The 18151-nt window shown below is 68.3% G+C and carries 13 protein-coding genes; 4 read left to right on the plus strand and 9 right to left on the minus strand.

Translation table 11 applies throughout. From position 1 onward, the window contains the following. Positions 1-128: 128 nt before the first annotated feature. Complete coding sequence (locus JOD67_RS37225; RefSeq protein WP_205122352.1) at positions 129-560, minus strand: RICIN domain-containing protein; 432 nt, start codon at positions 558-560, stop codon at positions 129-131. A 159-nt stretch (positions 561-719) separates the two neighbouring features. Beyond that, complete coding sequence (gene icmB, locus JOD67_RS37230; protein ID WP_205122353.1) at positions 720-1145, minus strand: coenzyme B12-dependent isobutyryl CoA mutase small subunit; 426 nt, start codon at positions 1143-1145, stop codon at positions 720-722. Positions 1146-1252: 107 nt separating this feature from the next. On the opposite strand from icmB, the gene JOD67_RS37235 reads away from it, so the two are divergent. Together JOD67_RS37235 and JOD67_RS37240 are read left to right on the plus strand one after the other, a co-directional pair. Next, positions 1253-2158, plus strand: a complete 906-nt coding sequence (locus JOD67_RS37235) for an alpha/beta hydrolase (RefSeq protein ID WP_307782694.1) — start codon at positions 1253-1255, stop codon at positions 2156-2158. Between the two features lie 128 nt (positions 2159-2286). Further along, positions 2287-3141, plus strand: a complete 855-nt coding sequence (locus tag JOD67_RS37240; RefSeq protein WP_205122354.1) for a M23 family metallopeptidase — start codon at positions 2287-2289, stop codon at positions 3139-3141. 10 nt (positions 3142-3151) lie between these two features. Here the strand turns inward: JOD67_RS37240 and JOD67_RS37245 are convergent, their stop codons facing one another. From JOD67_RS37245 to JOD67_RS37270, 6 genes are all read right to left on the minus strand, one after another. Further along, positions 3152-4003 (minus strand): NAD(P)H-binding protein, encoded by an 852-nt coding sequence (locus JOD67_RS37245; protein WP_205122355.1) that lies wholly within the window; start codon positions 4001-4003, stop codon positions 3152-3154. Positions 4004-4074: 71 nt separating this feature from the next. Beyond that, positions 4075-4215: a hypothetical protein gene (locus JOD67_RS37250; RefSeq protein WP_205122356.1), complete on the minus strand. Its 141-nt coding sequence runs from the start codon at positions 4213-4215 to the stop codon at positions 4075-4077. Positions 4216-4401: 186 nt separating this feature from the next. Next, positions 4402-4863 carry a hypothetical protein gene (locus JOD67_RS37255; RefSeq protein WP_205122357.1) on the minus strand — a complete coding sequence of 154 codons (462 nt, stop codon included), beginning with the start codon at positions 4861-4863 and terminating at the stop codon, positions 4402-4404. A gap of 21 nt (positions 4864-4884) precedes the next feature. Next, on the minus strand, positions 4885-7239 hold the full coding sequence (gene pcrA / locus JOD67_RS37260; RefSeq protein WP_205122358.1) for a DNA helicase PcrA: 2355 nt from the start codon (positions 7237-7239) through the stop codon (positions 4885-4887). 480 nt (positions 7240-7719) lie between these two features. Beyond that, positions 7720-8337: a gamma carbonic anhydrase family protein gene (locus JOD67_RS37265; protein WP_205122359.1), complete on the minus strand. Its 618-nt coding sequence runs from the start codon at positions 8335-8337 to the stop codon at positions 7720-7722. A gap of 29 nt (positions 8338-8366) precedes the next feature. Further along, positions 8367-10214, minus strand: a complete 1848-nt coding sequence (locus JOD67_RS37270) for a protein-arginine deiminase family protein (RefSeq protein WP_205122360.1) — start codon at positions 10212-10214, stop codon at positions 8367-8369. 90 nt (positions 10215-10304) lie between these two features. Here JOD67_RS37270 and JOD67_RS37275 point away from each other — a divergent pair, with 90 nt between their 5' ends. Both JOD67_RS37275 and JOD67_RS37280 read left to right on the plus strand, forming a co-directional pair. Beyond that, a complete protein-coding gene (locus tag JOD67_RS37275; RefSeq protein ID WP_205122361.1) occupies positions 10305-11237 on the plus strand; it encodes a GNAT family N-acetyltransferase in 933 nt (310 codons plus the stop codon). A gap of 214 nt (positions 11238-11451) precedes the next feature. Continuing rightward, a complete protein-coding gene (locus JOD67_RS37280) occupies positions 11452-13596 on the plus strand; it encodes an ABC transporter substrate-binding protein (protein ID WP_205122362.1) in 2145 nt (714 codons plus the stop codon). Between the two features lie 88 nt (positions 13597-13684). Here the strand turns inward: JOD67_RS37280 and JOD67_RS37285 are convergent, their stop codons facing one another. Beyond that, entirely contained in the window at positions 13685-18118 is a 4434-nt protein-coding gene (locus JOD67_RS37285; protein WP_205122363.1) for a S8 family serine peptidase, read from the minus strand. Between the last annotated feature and the right edge of the window lie 33 nt (positions 18119-18151).

Consider the following 18151-nt stretch of genomic DNA (forward strand, 5'->3'; position numbering starts at 1 on the left):
CTCCCGCACTTCTTTTCGGCTCCGGCATTCGAACGCCCCAGCGAAGCGGAGCCTAACCCCGCCACCAGTGACGAAGGGCGCCGGGGTCAGAGCACGGAGCGACCGCGGCCCCGGCTCCATCCGCGCCGTCAGGTCAGCCGGAGGAGCAAGAACTTCTGGTTCGCCCCGCCCGTGCAGTCCAGCTCTCGCAGCACCGGCTTGTTGCCAGGCTCCGTCAAGGCCAAGCCGGCACACCGGGCGGAGTGGACGCTGATCAGCCGAGTGGTCCCATCCGTACTCATCGTCTGGATCTCCCACTGCTGTTCGCTCGCCCCCGTGCAAGCCACGTGCTTCACCAGCGACCCAGGCCCGACGGTGATCCGCGGCACCGCCCAGCACGTGTTCGTGGACGTGTTCCGGATCTCATGGTTCCCACGAGGGTCCGACGTGATCCCCCAGGTCTGAGCCGGCAGGCCGCGGTCCAGCATCGAGACCAGAGGATCCACCGTCTGGGTCTCGGCCGTCGCGAAGCGCCGCGTGTCGGGGTCGGAGATCAGGAACGATCCATCCACGTCCGGCACAGCCGAAGCAACAGCCGGGCCAGCGACGCAAACCAGCGCCAGAAGCGATGCACCGAAAGCGCGCAGGAACGTACGTCTCATCGTCCACCCCCGGATCGAGTTCCGCTCGTACCCGGAAGCGTCCCAGCGCCGGCGCCCACGGAGCCAGGGATCTGGCAGCTAGCTGCCCGCCGAGTCCCCAAGATGCGCGCGGACCCAGGCCACGATGTCGTGCGTCGGCGTGCCCGGAGTGAAGACCTTGGCGACGCCGATCTTCTCCAGCAGGGGTACGTCGGCGTCCGGGATGATCCCGCCGCCGAACACCGCGATGTCCTCGGCGCCGCGTTCGCGCAGCAGTTCGACTGTGCGCTGGAACAGCGTCATGTGCGCGCCCGACAGGACGGACAGGCCGATGCCGTCCGCGTCCTCCTGGATCGCGGTCTCGACGATCTGCTCCGGCGTCTGGTGCAGGCCGGTGTAGATCACCTCCATGCCGGCGTCGCGCAGCGCCCGGGCGACGACCTTGGCACCGCGGTCGTGTCCGTCTAGTCCGGGTTTGGCCACCACGACCCGGATCGGGCTGGTAGCCGGCGTTCCGCCAGTCACGAGGTGGAGCCTAACCCCACGAATCCGAGGTTGCCGTCCAGCAACCGGTTGCCGATCATGACCTGAGGGGTACTTACAGGTAACAAGCGGGATGGGTCGGAGGACGAGTGCTCGAACCGGTATGGAAGGTGTGCGCCGACGTGGCTGTCGGCGTACGTGCTGCCGCGATCGAGGCCACCTGGATCGGCGTGCACCTCGCCACGTACCCGCTCGGCCTGCTCCGCGAGGAGCCGTCACCCGGCCACCCGTTCTCCATCGACCGCCTGCCACCGATCCAGCGCGGGCTGCTGGTCGGCAACATTGAGGCCGCGGGCACGCCGATCCTGCTCGTGCACGGCATCGTCGACAACCGCTCGATCTTCGGGCCGCTGCGCGCCAGCCTGCACCGGCGCGGGTTCGGCCGGGTGCTGTCGTTCTCGTACGGACCCCTCCCGACCGACGTACGCGAGCCTGCCGAGGCGCTCCGCGAGGCGCTCGAGGAGGTCTGCGAGGAGACCGGGTACGACAAGATCCACCTCGTCGGGCACAGCCTCGGCGGGCTGATCGCCCGCTACTGCGTCCAGAAGCTGGGCGGCCACGAACGCGTCCATACGCTCGTCACGCTCGGGACGCCGCATCTCGGCACGAACGCGGCCAAGATCCTGCCCCTCCCGTTGCTCAAGCAGCTGCGCCCGGGCAGCACGCTGCTGACCGAGCTCGCCGCGCCGGCGCCGGAGGTTGCGACCCGGTTCGTCGCCTTCTGGAGCGACCTCGACGAGGTCATCCACCCGCAGACCAACGCCCAGCTCGAGCACCCCGACCTGCACGTACGCAACGTTCCCGTGCATGGCGTCGGGCACCTGACGCTGCCGATCGACGGCCGGGTGGCACGTGAACTTGCCCGCATGCTGGCCCAACTCGACTCGGCCAGCGACACGGTGGTCACGTTCGGTAGCGAGAGAACAGGTCACGCTTCGGTCACGAGCGGCTACCCTGAGACAGATTTTTCGTCCAATTTGTCCGATATGGCGTAATTCGAAGGCCGAATTCGGCACTTTCTGTGCGTGGGGATTTGGCAGCGGTAGTCCGATCCGTTATCGTCCTGCCGGTCTGGATCGGTAGATCGTCCATGGAAGATTTCCCACGGAAGGGTTTCCCGCACGTGCCGGAGCAAGCGCAAGGCCGCCGGAGCCAGTCGGCCGGTCGCCACCGCAAGCCCGGCCAGCGCAAGAAACAGGTAGAACGTCGCCCCATCCGTGCCGTTCCCGCCATCGCTGGCCTCGCGACCATCGTCGCCGCCGCCACTGGAGCGATCGCCCTCCACACGAACGACTCCCTCGCCGCCGCAGCCGGCAACCCGATCAAGCCGAAGTACAAGGCCGAGGGCGCCAGCGACGTCGCTGCCAGCCTCAACCAGCTCCGCAACTCCCGTAAGGCCGCGGCCGACCGCGCCGACCGGGAACGCCGCCAGACGCTGGCCGACCTGCAGAAGCAAGAGGCCGAGCGGACCGCCGACCTCAAGGCCCGGGCCACCTGGGAAGCCTCGCGCAGCGCCGAGATCGCCAAGCAGGAGAAGCTCGCCGCCGGGATCGACGACCGGCCGCTCGTTCTCGACCGCTACATCAAGTGGTCCCTCCCGCTGGCGAAGTACCGGCTCACCGGCCGCTTCGGCGACGCCGGCTCGCTGTGGAAGGCCGACCACACCGGCCTGGACTTCGCCGCCCCGACCGGCACCAAGATCCGCTCGGTCGGCGAAGGCGAGATCGTCGAGGCCGGATACTCCGGGTCGTACGGCAACCGGATCAAGGTCCGCCTGGAAGACGGCACCGAGCTCTGGTACTGCCACATGTCGCGCTACGAGCGCCGCAGCGGCCACGTCGAGGCCGGCGAGGTCATCGGGTACGTCGGGTCGACCGGCAACTCGACCGGGCCGCACATGCACCTCGAGGTACGGCCGGACGCCGACGAACCGATCGACCCGGAGCCCTGGCTCCGCGATCTCGGCCTCGACGTCTGAGTCCTCCCCGCTAGCCGAAGTCCCGTACGTGATCTCGCGCCCATTGGGCGAACGTGCGTGGTGATCTCCCGGTCAGTCCTTCGTACGTCCGCGTCGGCGGCAACGCGCCGCACCCCTCGACCGCGTCGGCGTAGAGCGCCAGTAGCCACTCGGCAGTCCCCTCGTCCAGGCCCTCCCTCTGCCACTGCGCTCTAGCCTCGTCCGGTCCGACCTCGTCGTACCTCAGCTCCCTCCCGATCGCCGCTCCGATCGCTCGCATCTGCTCGGCCTGGCTGACCTTCGCCGGCCCGGTGAGCGTGTACGCCGCACCCAGCTGGTCGTCGGTGACCAACGCGGCAACGGCGATCTCCGCGACGTCCGCCTCGTGCACCCACGGATAGCCGGCAGCCCCGTACGGTCCGCGGACGACGCCCTCGGCGCAAATCTGCTCGGCCCAGCCGAGCGCGTTCACCGCGAGCAGGCCGGGTCGTACGTGCGTCCACTCAGCCCCTGAGGCCTCGACCGCGAGCTCGAGGTCGCGGTGGAATCCCCTTTCCTCGTTGAGATGTCTGCCGAGCGCGGTCTCCGAGTCGTGCTCCTCGAAACCAGCCGCGGCGGCGGAGTGCGTCACGAACCGCTCGACGCCAGCGCTCACCGCTGCCTCGATGAAGCCCTCGGGTGCGGCAGAGAACAGGTAGACGCGGCGCACACCGTCGAGCGCGTGCGCCCAGCTGGCGGGACGTTCGAAGTCGCCGTACCTGACCTCGACACCGGCGGCGAGCTGGGTGCGGGACATCGCCCTCACACGCTGCCCCGCGCCGACGAGTTGGCGTACGACACAGCGACCGATATTGCCGGAAGCCCCGGTTACGAGAATCGTCATCCCGCGAGGGTAGGGCGGAATTTCCCCTTACGCACATGGGGATTTCCGCAGATAGCAATGCTCGGGACCTGTCAAGGCTTTCGGCGGAACAGTGCGAAGAAGCGGTTCGCGAGGAAGGTCGGTCGGCTGAACAGGAACAGGATCGCGCCGTCGAGATTGCCGAGAGCGAGCAGCTGCTCGACCTCTTCGGGCAGGTTTTCGTCAGCAGGCATGGGAGAACTCCGCGATGAGTCGATACGTGAGTACGGATGGCCGCAGCGGTCGCGCACGCGTCCAGGCGGGCGGCTGGGGGTTGGGCGAGGACCTACCGTTGCGGTGGGCTCGCCTGCCTGATCCGTAGGAGTAGTCGACTCACGCTCTCGACGGTAGCCACGTTTACCCTTGCGGGCAAAGGGTTTTCAGCGCGGGCCTGCCAGGCGTCGGGGCCAGATCTGGATGCGCCACCGTTCGACGCCGTGCGCGAAGCTCCCCTCCCCGAGCGCACGGGCAGCCTCGCGGCCGCGGACCGTCACGCGGATCTCGTGCGGCCCGCCCTGCGGCAGGTGCAGGACGGGAGCATCGTGACGCGGCACGTAGGAGTCGTCGAGGATCTCGAGGACGTCGCCGCGTTCGCGGGTGAAGCTGCTGAGCCAGGACGCCTCAGCATCCGCATCCGGCGGTGGCTCCTCGTCGTGGAGCTCGAGGCACACCGCCGGGGAGTGGTCATGCGTCCCGCTGTCGAACACGATCCATCCGGATCCGTGCCCGGCGATCTCTCCGTGCAGGTCGATCTCGAAGATGTTGGTGAGCTCGCCGGTAGTGCCGATCGACAGGAGGAAGCGCCCGTAGCTGACGGCGACCTCGGTGTCTGTGCTGCGCATCCCTCAGCCTGCCCGGCGAGGCTAGAGCTTCTGCACCGGCGCGTACCGGAGCAGCAGCCGCTTCACGCCCTCGGAGCCGAAGTCGACCGTGGCCTCGGCGTTGTCGCCGACGCCGCGCACGGTCACCACCGAGCCCAGGCCGAACGTGTCGTGCACCACGCGGTCGCCCGGCTCCAGCGAGGGCACCGCGCCGCCGCCGGCGGTGCGGGCCGCGCGGCGTTCGGCCCGGCGGGACGAGGACGACTTCGAATGCCAGGAGGTCTGGTCGGCCTCCGTACGCCGCCACTCGATGAGGTCCTCGGGGATCTCCGGCAGGAACCGCGACGGCGGGTTCTGCTGCGGCGCGCCCCACGAGCCACGCGAGATCGCGCGGGACACGTACAGCCGCTTCTCCGCGCGGGTGATGCCGACGTACGCGATCCGCCGCTCCTCCTCCAGCTCGGAGGGATCGTTCACCGAACGGCTGTGCGGGAAGACGCCTTCCTCCATGCCCGTAAGGAAAACGACTGGGAACTCCAGGCCCTTCGCGGTGTGCAGCGTCATCAACGTGACCACGCCGCCGTCCTCCGCGTGCTCGCCCTCCTCCTGCTCCTCGGAGTCGGGGATCTGGTCGGCGTCGGCCACCAGCGACACCTGCTCGAGGAAGTCCGACAGCAGACCCGGCGTGCCGTTCACCACCGCGGCGTCGGAGAACTCACGTGCCACCTCGATGAGCTCGCCTACGTTCTCGATCCGCGTCTTGTCCTGCGGGTCGTCGGACGCCTCGAGCTCCGCGAGGTAGCCCGTCTTCGCCATCGCCGCTTCGAGAATCTCCGCCGGCGGCACCTCGGCCTCGACCATCGCGAGCAGCTCGTCGAGCAGCGTCACGAACCCCTCGACGTTCGTCTGCGACCGGGTCGCGATGCCCGGTGCGTCGCCGGCCCTGCGCAGCGCCTGCCAGAACGTGATCCGGTCGCGCGCGGCGAGCGCCTCGATGCACGCCTCGGCGCGGTCGCCGATGCCGCGCTTGGGCACGTTCAGGATGCGCCGTAGCGAGACGGTGTCCTCGGGGTTGGACAGCAGCCGCAGGTACGCGAGCGCGTCGCGGACCTCGCGCCGCTCGTAGAAGCGCACGCCGCCGACGACCCTGTACGGCATGCCGACGCGGATGAAGATCTCCTCGAACACCCGGCTCTGCGCGTTCGTCCGGTAGAAGATCGCGACTTCCTTGGGCTTCGCTAGCTTCTCGTCGCCCAGCCGGTCGATCTCCTCCGCCACGAACTGCGCCTCGTCGTGCTCGTCGTCCGCGACGTACCCGACGATCTTGTCGCCGGCACCCGCGTCTGACCAGAGGTTCTTCGCCTTGCGGCCCTCGTTGCGGCTGATCACCGCGTTGGCGGCGGACAGGATCGTCTGGGTGGAGCGGTAGTTCTGCTCGAGCAGGATGACCTTGGCGTCCGGGAAGTCCTCCTCGAACTGGAGGATGTTGCGAATCGTCGCGCCGCGGAAGCCGTAGATCGACTGGTCCGCGTCGCCGACCACCATCAGCTCGCCGTGCGGGACTTCCGGCGCGGTCGGGTCGACCTCGGTGAGCTCGCGGACGAGGACGTACTGCGCGTGGTTGGTGTCCTGATATTCGTCGACGAGGACGTGCGCGAACTTCTCCCGGTAGTACGTCCGGGCCTCGGGGAACGCCTGCAGCAGGTGCACGGTCGTCATGATCAGGTCGTCGAAGTCGAGCGCGCTCGACTCGCGGAGCCGCTGCTGGTAGAGCGCGTAGCACTCGGCGTACGTCTTCTCGAGGTGGTTTTGCGCGACCCGCGCGGCCTCCTCGTAGTCGACGAGCTCGTTCTTGCGGTCGGAGACCCAGTTGAGGATCGCTCTTGGGTTGTAGCGCTTGGCGTCGAGATCGAGGTCGCGGCAGACGAGGGTCATGAGGCGGCGCTGGTCGGCGGCGTCGTAGATGGAGAACGAGCTCGGGTAGCCGAACCGCTTGATCTCCCGGCGCAGGATGCGGACGCAGGCGGAGTGGAACGTGCTCACCCACATGTACGACGCGGCCTTAGGCCCGATCAGCTCGGCGACGCGTTCGCGCATCTCGCCGGCGGCCTTGTTGGTGAACGTGATCGCGAGCACCGAGCTCGGCCGGGCGTTGCGCTGGGCGAGCAGCCAGGAGATGCGCCTGGTCAGCACGCGGGTCTTGCCCGAACCCGCCCCGGCGACCACGAGCAGCGGGTGTTTCTCGTGCACGACCGCGGCTCGCTGGGCAGGATTCAGCCCCTCGAGGATCGAGTCCGGGTCGCGTCGACGCGGCGCCGGGGCAGGCCGGTCGGCGTCGTCGGCCCCCTCGACGGTGACCGCGAGGGGCAGCTGGGTTTCGGTGGGCAGCGCAGTCATCGTGCAGACCAGCCTACGGTCGAGCACCGACGAAGGCTCGGCGACTCTTCGAACGTGTGTCCAACGATCATGGAAGCTCGCGAGCGACACGTCCGCCGCCACCGCCGCTTCGTTTGGATGAAGGGCACCTTCATCCAAACCTATTGGATGAAGGTGCCCTTCATCCAAAGACGTGGCGGGGGTGGGGGCGAGGTCTGGCTGGGTCGGGGGCACCCTGGTCCGAACCTATGGGACCGGGGTGCCCCCGACCCAAACCACCAGGCACGGTTCATGGCCCCATGAGACGCGCTCGCCGGTTGGATGAAGGTGCCCTTCATCCAACCGGCGACGCGTGGTGCGGACGCGACAGGGCCGATGTGCCGGTGATCATGTACGTGATCATGAAGCGAATCTGGCGCAGGGAGCTGCAACGCCTACATGATCACGTTCATGATCACGGGCGCCCGCGGACGGCGTGGGGGTTTCGAAGCGAGCCGGCGGTCAGAGGAGCTCGTCGTTCGCGTGCTCGCCGAACTCCGCCACCCGTGCCTCGGTCACCTGTTGGTAGCGCGCTACGCGGTCCTCGAAGCGGGTCGACACCCCGAACGCCGCCGAGGTGAAGCCGACGTTCCCGATCGCCGCGACCACCGCCTCGCGCTGGTCGGGGGCCATCACGCGCAGCGGGTCGCCGATCGCGACGGTGTTCGGGGGTACGAAGAACTCCGTCGGCACCACCGATCGGGCGTGCACCAACGCCCCAACCGCCACACAGGCCCCAGCGCCCACAACAGCCCCGTGCAGCACGGTCGCGGAGGCCGCGAGGTAGGCGCAGCGCTCGATCACGCAGCCGAGCACGGTCGAGTGCGGGCCGACCAGGACATGGTCCCCCACCACCACTGGCCGCTCCTCGTCGCCGATCGCCGAGGCCCGCAGCACCGCGTGCTCGGCGATCACGCACGCCTCGCCGACCTCGACCCGCGAGCCCTCCGCGTCCAACACCGCGCCGTACATGATCCGCGCCCGCGGCCCCACCCGCACGGCTCCCACCAGCGTCGCGTTCGGCGCCACCCACGCCGACGGGTGGACCTCGGGCTCATGCCCTCGATGCTTGATGAACATGAGCCCATGGTCCCCGTCGCCGCTGACAGTTAACGCGCGGCCCACCAGCGGGCGATCGAACCGACGTCCCGCCAGGCGTTCGTCGTGCAGTGCACCTCGCCGCCGTTGAGGTGCGCCCAGAACGCGTCCTCGACCCAACGGACGCGCACGCCATGAGCTCCCAGGGCACGCTCGGTCGCGACCTTGAACACATCGCGGCCGTGTACGCGCGGCCCGTGCGGGTCCGGCGGAGCGAACTCACGCGGCGTCAGCGACAGCCCGTTCGGGATGCCCGGCGTCACCGCGCGGAACACCGGCGCGAAGTCGAGCTGACGGAACGGCACGGGTACGGACACCAGGTCCGAACGTCGCAGCCCGGTCTCCGCAAGGATCCGAGCGATCTGCTTGTCGATCTGCTTCGCCGCGAGCTCGTTCTCCGCGAGGAACTTCGCATCGGCGAGCAACGAGTCCACGGTCGGCTGGTCCGAAACGTTCGTCCCCTCGAACAACCGAGCCTTGCCAGCACCCGCGGCCTGCGCCGAACGCAGTAATCTGACCGCCTGCCGCGGGTCCGCGACCATCAGCGTCCAGCCGTGCTTGGTGCGCGCCGGGACCACGTGCATGGTCTCGTCGGCATGCCCGACCAGCAACCACGACGTGTCGATCACCACCGGCTTCTGGTACCCCTGCGCGGCGAGCATGCCGACGAACGCGTGGTCCGGCTTCCGCACACCGGAGCCGTAGACGATCCGCCCTTGTGGGTAAGACTTTCCGGCGTGCGAGTACGGCGGCAACGACTCGATGTTCCCGCCCATGTTGAGCAGATCGTGCATCGGCTCGCGGTCCTCGTCGGTGAACTCCTGCACGACGGCCACGTCAGGCCCGCGCAGGTCGCGGAACAGCAGCCGCCCAGCCGGGCGGAGCGTCGGCCGCACCACGCCGTCGGAGCCGGCGAGGTTCCACCGGTTCGCCGAACGGATCGCGACCCGCATCGTCCGCGGACCGCCCACAGCAGGCATCGTCGCCACAGCCGGCTCGTACGTGTCCTGCCACCAGACGTCCTTCCACCACCTCGCGGTGCCTTCGACGAAGCGCGGCGCGGGTACGCCAGCGGCCTTGGTCGCTGAGCGCAGACCGGCGGCGAACGGCTCCCACTCCCCCGGCCGGCCCTCGTCGTACTGCCAGGGAGCCTCGGCCGCGGTCGCCGGCCAACCAGCGCCAGGACCGGGCTTGCCGGCGAACACGGTCGTCGCACGCTGCAGGTCGTTCTGCAACAGCAGCGGGGCGACGCGCATCGCCACGGTGTCGCTCGCTCCGCCAGCGCCGGTCAGCGTCAGGCGTACGACACCGTCCCACTTCTCCGCGTCGCGAATGATGTCGCGCCCCTCGACCGCGAGCTCGACCCCGAACCGGAGCTGGCGAGCGGTGAACGTGCCGTCAGTGTCGTGGAATGCGCCGCCCTGCTTGACAAAAACCCGCACCTTGTCGGATCGGTCGATGCTGAGCGACGCGCCTGCCGCGAGGGGTTGGATCCGTACGGGCGCGAGGTCGGCTGCGTCCCGGCGCCCATTGACGACGGAGTCCGCGGCGTCGTTGCAGGCGGCCAATCGGCGGTCGATCGCCAGCCCGGGCTCGTCGAGATCGGAAGGCGCGACCTTGCAGCGCCGTTGGTCGTCGTCCAGGTTGGGCAGGAAGATCGCGCCGCGGTCCTTGGTCCACGTCGCCTCGCCGTTCTCGTCGTTCGGGCTGAGGAAGCCGTCCCGGTTGACGTCCGCCCGCAGGTCCGGCGCCGTATCCGCGTACGCGGGCACCACGCCAGCCACGCCGGCGATGAGCGCGAGCGACACGACTCCCCGTGTCAACCACACCTTGCGGTGTCGTGTAGTCGTTCTGTTCATGCCAGGGACGCTACGGACGCTGCCGCGACGCTGGCGTCCTCCGAACGATGGAGATGAGGGTGGACGTTCGTCGTCGGCTACGTTGCCCGGATGCGGCTTCGTGGGTTCCAGGTTGGCGACGGTGCGGCGATCGTCGACGCGTGGCAGCAGGCGATGCCGCGCGATCCGATCACCGCCGAACGGTTCCGCGACCTCGTGCTGCTCGACCCGAACTTCGATGCGGACGGGCTGCGGGTGGCCGAGGTCGACGGGCGCGTCGTCGGCGCGGTCGCGGCCATGCGCCGCCAGGTCGCGATGGAAGGCGGCGACCTCGAACCCGAGCACGGCTGGATCACGTTCGCTTTCGTCGACCCCGCGGTGCGCCGGCGTGGAGTCGGTTCCGGGCTGCTGTCGAACGCGTTCGACTGGCTCCGCGAGCGCGGCGCGACGCAGGTGCACTTCTCGCCGTACACGCCGAACTACCTCCTCCCCGGCCTCGACGCCACCGCCTACCCGGAAGGCCGTGCACTGCTGGAGCGCTTCGGCTTCACCACCAGGTACGAAGCCGTGGCGATGGAACGCGACCTCACCGCGTACGAGCCGCCGCACCTCGAGGCCAGGAACGGCTACGACTTCGGCACCCCCGAGACCGACGAGCTCCCCGCCCTGATCGGGCTCGCGAGACAGTTCAGCGCCGACTGGGCACGCGCGATCCGAGAGAGCCTCGCCCAGGGCAGTCCACTCGAGCGCATCGTCGTGGCGAGAGGCGCCGCCCGCGAGCTCGTCGGCTGGGCCATGCACGGGACGTACGCGAACGCGATCGAGCGCTTCGGCCCGTTCGGTGTCCACCCGAGCCAACGCGGCGCCGGACTCGGCAGGATCCTGCTGCACCGCACCCTCGCACGCATGCGCGCCGCAGGCGCCACCAAGGCCTGGTTCCTCTGGACCACCGCCGACTCACCCGCCGGCCACCTCTACACGAAGGCCGGCTTTCGGGTCACCCGAAACTTCCAGGTCATGACCGCGACGTTGACCGAAACGTGACTCGGCCGTTTTCGGTCAGTAATCGGTATCTCGCTCCGTAGCTGAGTTATACGTGAGCAAGCGGTTTCTCGGCATCGGTCCAGGCCGCAACGGTAATTTCTTTCCGGGGTAGCGCTTTAACGTTCCACGCCCGTAAAGTCTTCGTAACTTCCCGCCAAGGCGGGCTCGGGGGTCCCGCGTGCCAGAAACCACGGATGCGAAGGGTGCGCCACTGATGGCCCAGTTGCAGGGATTGACCAGACGTTCGCTTCTCTATGGCTCGGCCGTGGCGGCCGGCGGCGCCGCTCTCGCGGCGTGTTCCAGCGGCAACGGAGGGGCCGGCTCCGGCAGCGGAACCGGCAGCAGCGGAGAGCCGTCCGCGCCGACCGGAAAGGGATCGGAGGTCAAGCCGCTGCCGAAGCCCGCGAAGTACAGCGAGGCGCCCGCTCTCGCCGAGCAGGTCAAGGCCGGCAAGCTGCCCGCCGTCGAGGAACGCCTGCCGGAAAACCCGTACGTGGTGCCGCACCGCTGGCTCGTCCCCGGCAACTACGGCGGCGTGCTGCAGATGGTGCAGGGCAAGAGCGAGTCCAGCGCGGTCAAGGAGTACATGTACGGCGGCTCGCCACTGCGCTTCCTCAACGACGGCCTCGACATCGGGCCCGGTCTGGTCGAGACCTGGGAGTCGAACGCGGATGCCTCGGAGTGGACGTTCAACTTCCGCAAGGGCCTGAAGTGGTCCGACGGCAAGCCGTGGACGACCGAGTCGATCATGTACTGGTGGGAGGACCTCGTGCAGAACGAGGACCACCCGTTCACCCCGCCGGACGACGTCCGCTCGGGCAAGAACACGGTCGCGAAGCTGACCTGTCCCGACGACACCACGATGGTGCTCACCTTCGACGCGCCAGCCCCGATCACGCCCGAGCGGATCGCGGCCTGGGTCAACCAGTACGCGGAGACCGGCACGCTCGGCCCGCTCTGGATGCTGCCGAAGCACTACGTGCAGCAGTTCCACCCGAAGTACAACACCGCGATCAAGGCGGGGAGCGACTGGTTCTCCAACCACGACCTCAAGTCCGACTTCCAGCGCAACCCGGACTGCCCGACGATGACCGGCTGGCGCGGCAAGGCCTATCGCGAGGCGCAGAGCCTCACGCTCGAGCGCAACCCGTTCTACTGGGTGGTCGACAAGGACGGCAAGCAGCTTCCGTACATCGACGAGGTCAACTTCAGCGTCGTGAAGGACGAGCAGGTCCAGAAGCTCAACATGACGCAGGGCAAGTACGACTACATCCACGGCGGCCACCACCCGATCGTTTTGGGTGACGTGTCAACCTTCAAGCAGGCAGAGGCGAAGACCGGTGTGCGGCTTCGCTTCTGGGACAGCGGATCGGGCACCGGCTCGATGCTGTTCTTCAACTACGACCACCCCGACGCGAAGCTGCGCGCGCTGTTCCGCAACAACAAGTTCCAGAAGGCGTTGTCGCACGCGGTCAACCGGGCCGAGATCCGCAAGGCGATCTACTACGACACCGGCGAGGCGACGACCGGCACGCTGAGCGTCAAGGGCGTGATCTTCAACATCAACGACGAGGGCAAGAAGCTCTACGAGGAGTGGCGCGACCTCGCCGTGAAGTACGACGTGGCGCTGGCGAAGTCGATGCTCGACGAGATCGGCGTGGTCGACAAGAACGGCGACGGCAAGCGCGAGCACCCGGACGGTTCGCCGTTGAAGATCTCGCTCGACTTCCAGGCCGACACCGGCAGCGAGAACCTGCGGAAGAACGAGTTCCTCAAGCGGGACTGGGAAGCGATCGGCCTCGACGTCCAGATGAGCCCGAGCCCGCCCGAGGCGTGGGGCGACCGATGGAAGAACTCGGAGTTCCAGACCACGACGACGTGGGAGATCGGCGACAACCAGATCCTGGTGTACCCCGGCTGGGTGATCCCGGTCGAGCCGTCGCACTGGGCGCCGATGCACGGGCAGGCGTTCATCCTGCAGACCGGTGACCCGAAGAAGATCGAGTCCGAGGCGAACATCGATCCCTGGAAGCGCACGCCGCGGTGGATCCTCCCGGAGGAGGGCTCGCCGATCGCGAAGCTGTACGACTTCTACGCGCAGGCACGGGTCGAGTCGGACGCGATGAAGCGCAACCAGTTGCTGTGGGAGATCGTGAAGGTCCACATCAACGAGGGCCCGTTCATGCTGGGCTTCGTGTCGAACTACCCGCGGACCGTGCTGGTGCGGGACGGGCTGAAGAATGTGCCGATGAAGGAGAACCTCGCCCTCGGCGGCTTCGTCAACCCGTGGATCCAGCCCTCGCCGGCGGTGTACGACCCGGAGGCCTACTTCTGGGAGAAGCCGGAAGAGCACGCGTAGGACGAACAGAAGGCTCCCCGTCCCCAGGCCGAAAGCCTGGGGACGGGGAGCCTCTTCTTTCGATCGCCCCTTCTACAGAGTCAGACTCCTACAGGTCCGGACGGTGCACCACGCGGATCGCGTTCACGACCGAGGGCTCGTAGCCCCGACGGTCGTGGAACCCGACCTTGAGGTTCCCGTTCGCCGGCACGTCCACCACGAACGACTTGCGGTCGGCACGCTGCCCACCGACGGCGTCCGCGATGTCGTAGTTGACCAACACGTACTGGCCGTTGACCTCCACGTCGAACGCTCGCCAGTCGACCCGCGGCGACAGCTCGAGCTCGGCGAAGTCGAGGGTGACCTCGTACCTCCCGCCCGGCAGCTTGTCGAACTGGTAAGCGTCCATGCCGATGCGCTGGTTCACGTACAGCGCGTCGTCCTCGGTCCCGCGGATGTCCGTACCAGCCGGCGCCTCGGCAGTCGTCGAAGCACCGATCCAGCCGAACGTTCCCGCCGTGTACGCCTTGTCGGCGACCCACGGGATTCCGCCGGTGTCGACACCCGCGGCACCCGCGGAGTTCACACCCTTCCAATAGCCGGACACGACGACCTCGACCGGCACCTTGATGACCGGCTGCCGCCCGGAGGTCGTGTGGATCTCGACGACCGCGCGGTAGACACCAGCCGCGAGCCCGGTCGTGTTGACCTTCGCGGTCACCTCGACCGAACCACCCGCCGCGACGCGTCCCTTGGCCGGCGCGAGCGTCAGCCACGGAACGTTGGTCTCCTGCGGAACGCCCGTGTCGAGCAGGTACGCGGTCTGCGTGTTCTGCGATGTCGCCCACACGTTGCCGGCCGCGTCCAGATCCGCACCCGCGAGCGCGAAGCCCTCGGGCTCGTCCAGCGAGAGGGACGAGATCGGAGCGCACGTGTCCGGGTTGTGCTGGGTGATGGTGTTGCCCTCGTCGCTGTTCGTCACCCAGAGCGTGTTGGACGCCCGGTTGTACGCCAGTCCGGCGATCCCGGAAGCCAACGGGCACTGGGAAAGCACCGCACCAGGCGTGGCATGCGACGCGCCCGCGACGTGGAACAGGACGTCCTGCACCCATCCGCCGACGTAGAACGTGTCGTCGTCGGCCTTGTACGCCAGTCCACGCTGGGCGGTCGTGCTGGCCCCACCGGCCAACGAGTAGACCTCGTTGCCGGTCGCGGGATCCCAACAGTGGATGGCGTTGTCACCGAGGACGGCGACTTGGCACATGAGGTTGCGACGCGTGTCGAACGCCATGTCGGCGTTCCACTGCGCGCTGCCGTAACCGCCCGGCCAGTCGCGCCCGGTCGCGGTGCCGTCGGGAGCGAACTCCTTGTTGCGTACCGTCTCCGGGTTCGAAACCCACACGTTCGACGTGCTCTTGCCGACACCCCACGCGACCGACAGCCCGGTCGGCCACGAGTCGAGGACGTCACCGGCGGCGAACGGCACCGCCTTCGACTTCTCGGCAGACGGGACGCTGCCAGCGGCACTGCGGGCGGCCGGGTTCTCCTTGGCCGCAAGCGCCTTCGACTGCTTGGCAGCGACGGCCGTGACCTTGGAGCCACCGAGCTCGACCGTGCTCCAGTTCATCGCGGCGCTACCGGTGTTGGAGAGCGTGAAGGTCGTCTGCTGCTTGTTGCCCTGCGGCAACACCCAGCGCAGACCCTCGGTGTCGATCTCTCCGCGACCGGTCTTGAGCACGAAGTTCTTCGCGATCCACTTGTTCGACGTGACGACGAGGTTGTTCGCCGCCGCGTTGGTGTAGTTCGGCGCCTTGACCGTTGCCTTGTAAACGCCGTTCCACAGTTGGGCGAAGTACTTGCCGTCGGCGCCGGTCGACACGGTCTGCGCCGCGCCGGTCTCCGGCGTCAGCGTCACCGCCGCGCCAGTGACGGGCAGGCCGTCGTTGGCGTCGGTGATCGTTCCGGAGACGAAGCCGTTCGGGGGCAAGGTGAACTTGACAGACTTGCTGTCGCTCAGCACACCAGAGTTGAACGAGTACTGCACCGCGACGTTGCCCGCCGAGTTCTCGACACCGACCGTGGCGGAGTCGCCTCGTTCACGGGAGTTGTTCGGGTCGAGGTTGCGGTAGTGGACGACGATGTCGCTGTTCTCGTTGATCACGATCTCGAAGTCGACGCGCGAGGTCGTGCTGCGGATCAACGCGTTCCGCCATTCGATGATGAACGAACGGTTCGGCGCGGTCCCCACGGCCTTGGTGTAGACCTTGGCGGTCGCGTCGATGACCAGGTCGTCCCAGAACGCGTACACCGACGCGTTCGGGGCGGCCGGGGCCGGGATCGCGGTGTTGGTGAACGAGGTCGCGGGTGCCGCGAAGTTCACCAGACCGTTCGTGCTGATGTTCGCCTTCGTGTACGCCTGGCCGTACAGCACCGCCGTAAAGGGCAGGTTGACGGCCTGAACGGCGTCGTCACCAGTGAGCGCGAGACCCGTATCTGCTTGCTGGTAAGCAGGTGCGGCACTCTCACAGTGATAGCCGTACGCGTCGACGCGGTCCGCGAGCCGGAAGTTGACGATCTTCCGGGCGTTGACCACGACGTCCTTGGAGGCGTCGGCGCTGCAGCCACCCGGCGAGGTGACCGAGATGTTGTACGTGCCGACGGGCACCTGCGCGAACTCGTACACACCGTCGGCGTCGGTCGTCGCCGGAGCCAGCGGAGTGCCGTTCACCTTGACGACCGCGCCCGCGACAGGGTCGCCGCGCGAGTCGGAGACCTCGCCGAGGACCGGCCACGAGCCGACCGGGGTGAGCGCGAAGTCCTTCGTCACCGTGGCATCGGTCGCCACCGTGGCGGTTCCGGTCGCCGTTCCGTACGCGTACGCCGAGACCTCGAGGTTGTAGTCGCCGGTCGAGAGCTTCGCCGTGTACGTGCCGGTCGCGGTCGTGGTGAGCGTGCGCGAGCTGGCACCGGTGATCTTGACCTGGGCGCCGGAGATCGGCGCGCCGGTCGTGGCGTTGGTGACCGTACCGGTCAACGTGCCCGACTCGCCTCGCGGCGACGCGGTCACGGCGGCCAGGGCGTCGAGCTTGCCCTCACCCCACACGTTGTTGTTGGTCGGCGTTCCGCCACAGGTGGTGTCGTCGGTGTCGATCGCGGTCTGGTTCAGCAGCGTCCGCGTGGTGGCGATGTCGCCGACGAGGGCGGGAGCCGCGGACCACATCAGCGCGACCGTGCCCGCCACGTGCGGTGCGGCCATCGACGTTCCGGTGAAGTTCGCGTACGAGTTGTCCGGAATCGACGAACGGACGCTCACCGCGGGGGCGGAGATGTTCGGCCGGATCTCGCCGTTGGCGCCAGGGCCACGGCTGGAGTTGTTGTAGACGGCACCGTTCGACTGGAAACCGCCCACGCCGTAGGCGAGTGCGGAGTCCGCCGGCGAACCCGCCGTGTCACAACCCGGTCCGGCGTTGCCGTTGGAGAAGACACCGAAGATGCCGGAGGAGGTCCAGCCGGAGATGATGTCGTCGTACCAGGGGTCCTCTTCGGGACCGTTCGGCGCGCCCCAGGAGTTGTTGACGATGTTCGGGCGCAGGTCGGTACGCGGGTTCTGGTTCTGCAGGTCGGTGGGCGCGAGCACCCACTGGCCCGAGGTCAGCAGCGCGTTCTCCGAGCAGCCGAGCGGGGAGTCGCAGCCGACGGCCGAGACCCACTTGGCGCCGGGTGCGACACCGATCTGGTTCGCGCCACCGTCGTCGCCGACCATCGTGCCCATGGTGTGGCTGCCGTGGTCGTCGGGGTCGCACGGCGCGAGCGACGGGTTGCCGCACACGCGGGACGGGTCGAACCAGTTGTAGTTGTGGTCGAACGTTCCGCCGCCCTGGTTGCCGCGGTACTTCCCGACCAGCGCGGGGTGGGTGTACTGCACACCCGAGTCGATGTTGGCGACCGTGATGCCCTCACCCCGGACGCCGTACGTGCCCCAGACCTGGTCTGCCTTGATCGCGGCGATGCCCCACTCGACGGCGGTCGGCGCCGACGCGGCGGCCGGCTCCGGCTTGATCAGGTCGGCCGTCTGGCTGGCCGCGACGCGCTCGACTCCGGGCAGCGCGGCGAGCTTGTTCGTCTGCGCCGCCGTGGAGCTCCGTACCAGGATCCGGTTGGAGATCCAGAACGGAGTGAAGTCGGCCTTGGCCTTGGTCAGCTCTGCTCGCGCCTCGGCCTGGCTCGCGTTCGCGGTGTCCTGCAGCGCCTTCACGACGGCGTCGCCGCGCGCGGTCCAGTCCTTGATCTTCGAGGCGGCGTCGAGGTCCGCCTTGTCCTTGAAGACCAGGTAGATGTCCGTCGAGCCCTTCGCGTCGAGCGCCTTCTCGACGCTCGGTGCGATCGGTGCGGACTGCGGGTCGTCGGCCTTGCCGTCGTTCCCCGCCGCTACGGCGCCGGTGGGCGCGAGGAGGCCGCCGATGACGGCCATCGACGCGATGGCCACCGCCGCGAACGTCCGTTTGAAGGCAGCGCGTCCGCCGCCTGGGTCTAGTCGAGCCACGATCCCCTCCCAAGGGCACCCGCATCGGACCCG

It is taken from the genome of Tenggerimyces flavus (genome assembly GCF_016907715.1).
Taxonomy (GTDB): Bacteria; Actinomycetota; Actinomycetes; order Propionibacteriales; family Actinopolymorphaceae; genus Tenggerimyces; species Tenggerimyces flavus.

Bases quoted from the DNA above. Each gene is read 5' to 3' on its own strand.
- JOD67_RS37245 (WP_205122355.1), bottom strand. From the start codon at position 4,003: ATGACGATTCTCGTAACCGGGGCTTCCGGCAATATCGGTCGCTGTGTC.
- JOD67_RS37255 (WP_205122357.1), bottom strand. From the start codon at position 4,863: ATGCGCAGCACAGACACCGAGGTCGCCGTCAGCTACGGGCGCTTCCTC.
- JOD67_RS37250 (WP_205122356.1), bottom strand. From the start codon at position 4,215: ATGCCTGCTGACGAAAACCTGCCCGAAGAGGTCGAGCAGCTGCTCGCT.
- JOD67_RS37265 (WP_205122359.1), bottom strand. From the start codon at position 8,337: ATGTTCATCAAGCATCGAGGGCATGAGCCCGAGGTCCACCCGTCGGCG.
- pcrA (WP_205122358.1), bottom strand. From the start codon at position 7,239: ATGACTGCGCTGCCCACCGAAACCCAGCTGCCCCTCGCGGTCACCGTC.
- JOD67_RS37280 (WP_205122362.1), top strand. From the start codon at position 11,452: ATGGCCCAGTTGCAGGGATTGACCAGACGTTCGCTTCTCTATGGCTCG.
- JOD67_RS37275 (WP_205122361.1), top strand. From the start codon at position 10,305: ATGCGGCTTCGTGGGTTCCAGGTTGGCGACGGTGCGGCGATCGTCGAC.
- JOD67_RS37270 (WP_205122360.1), bottom strand. From the start codon at position 10,214: ATGAACAGAACGACTACACGACACCGCAAGGTGTGGTTGACACGGGGA.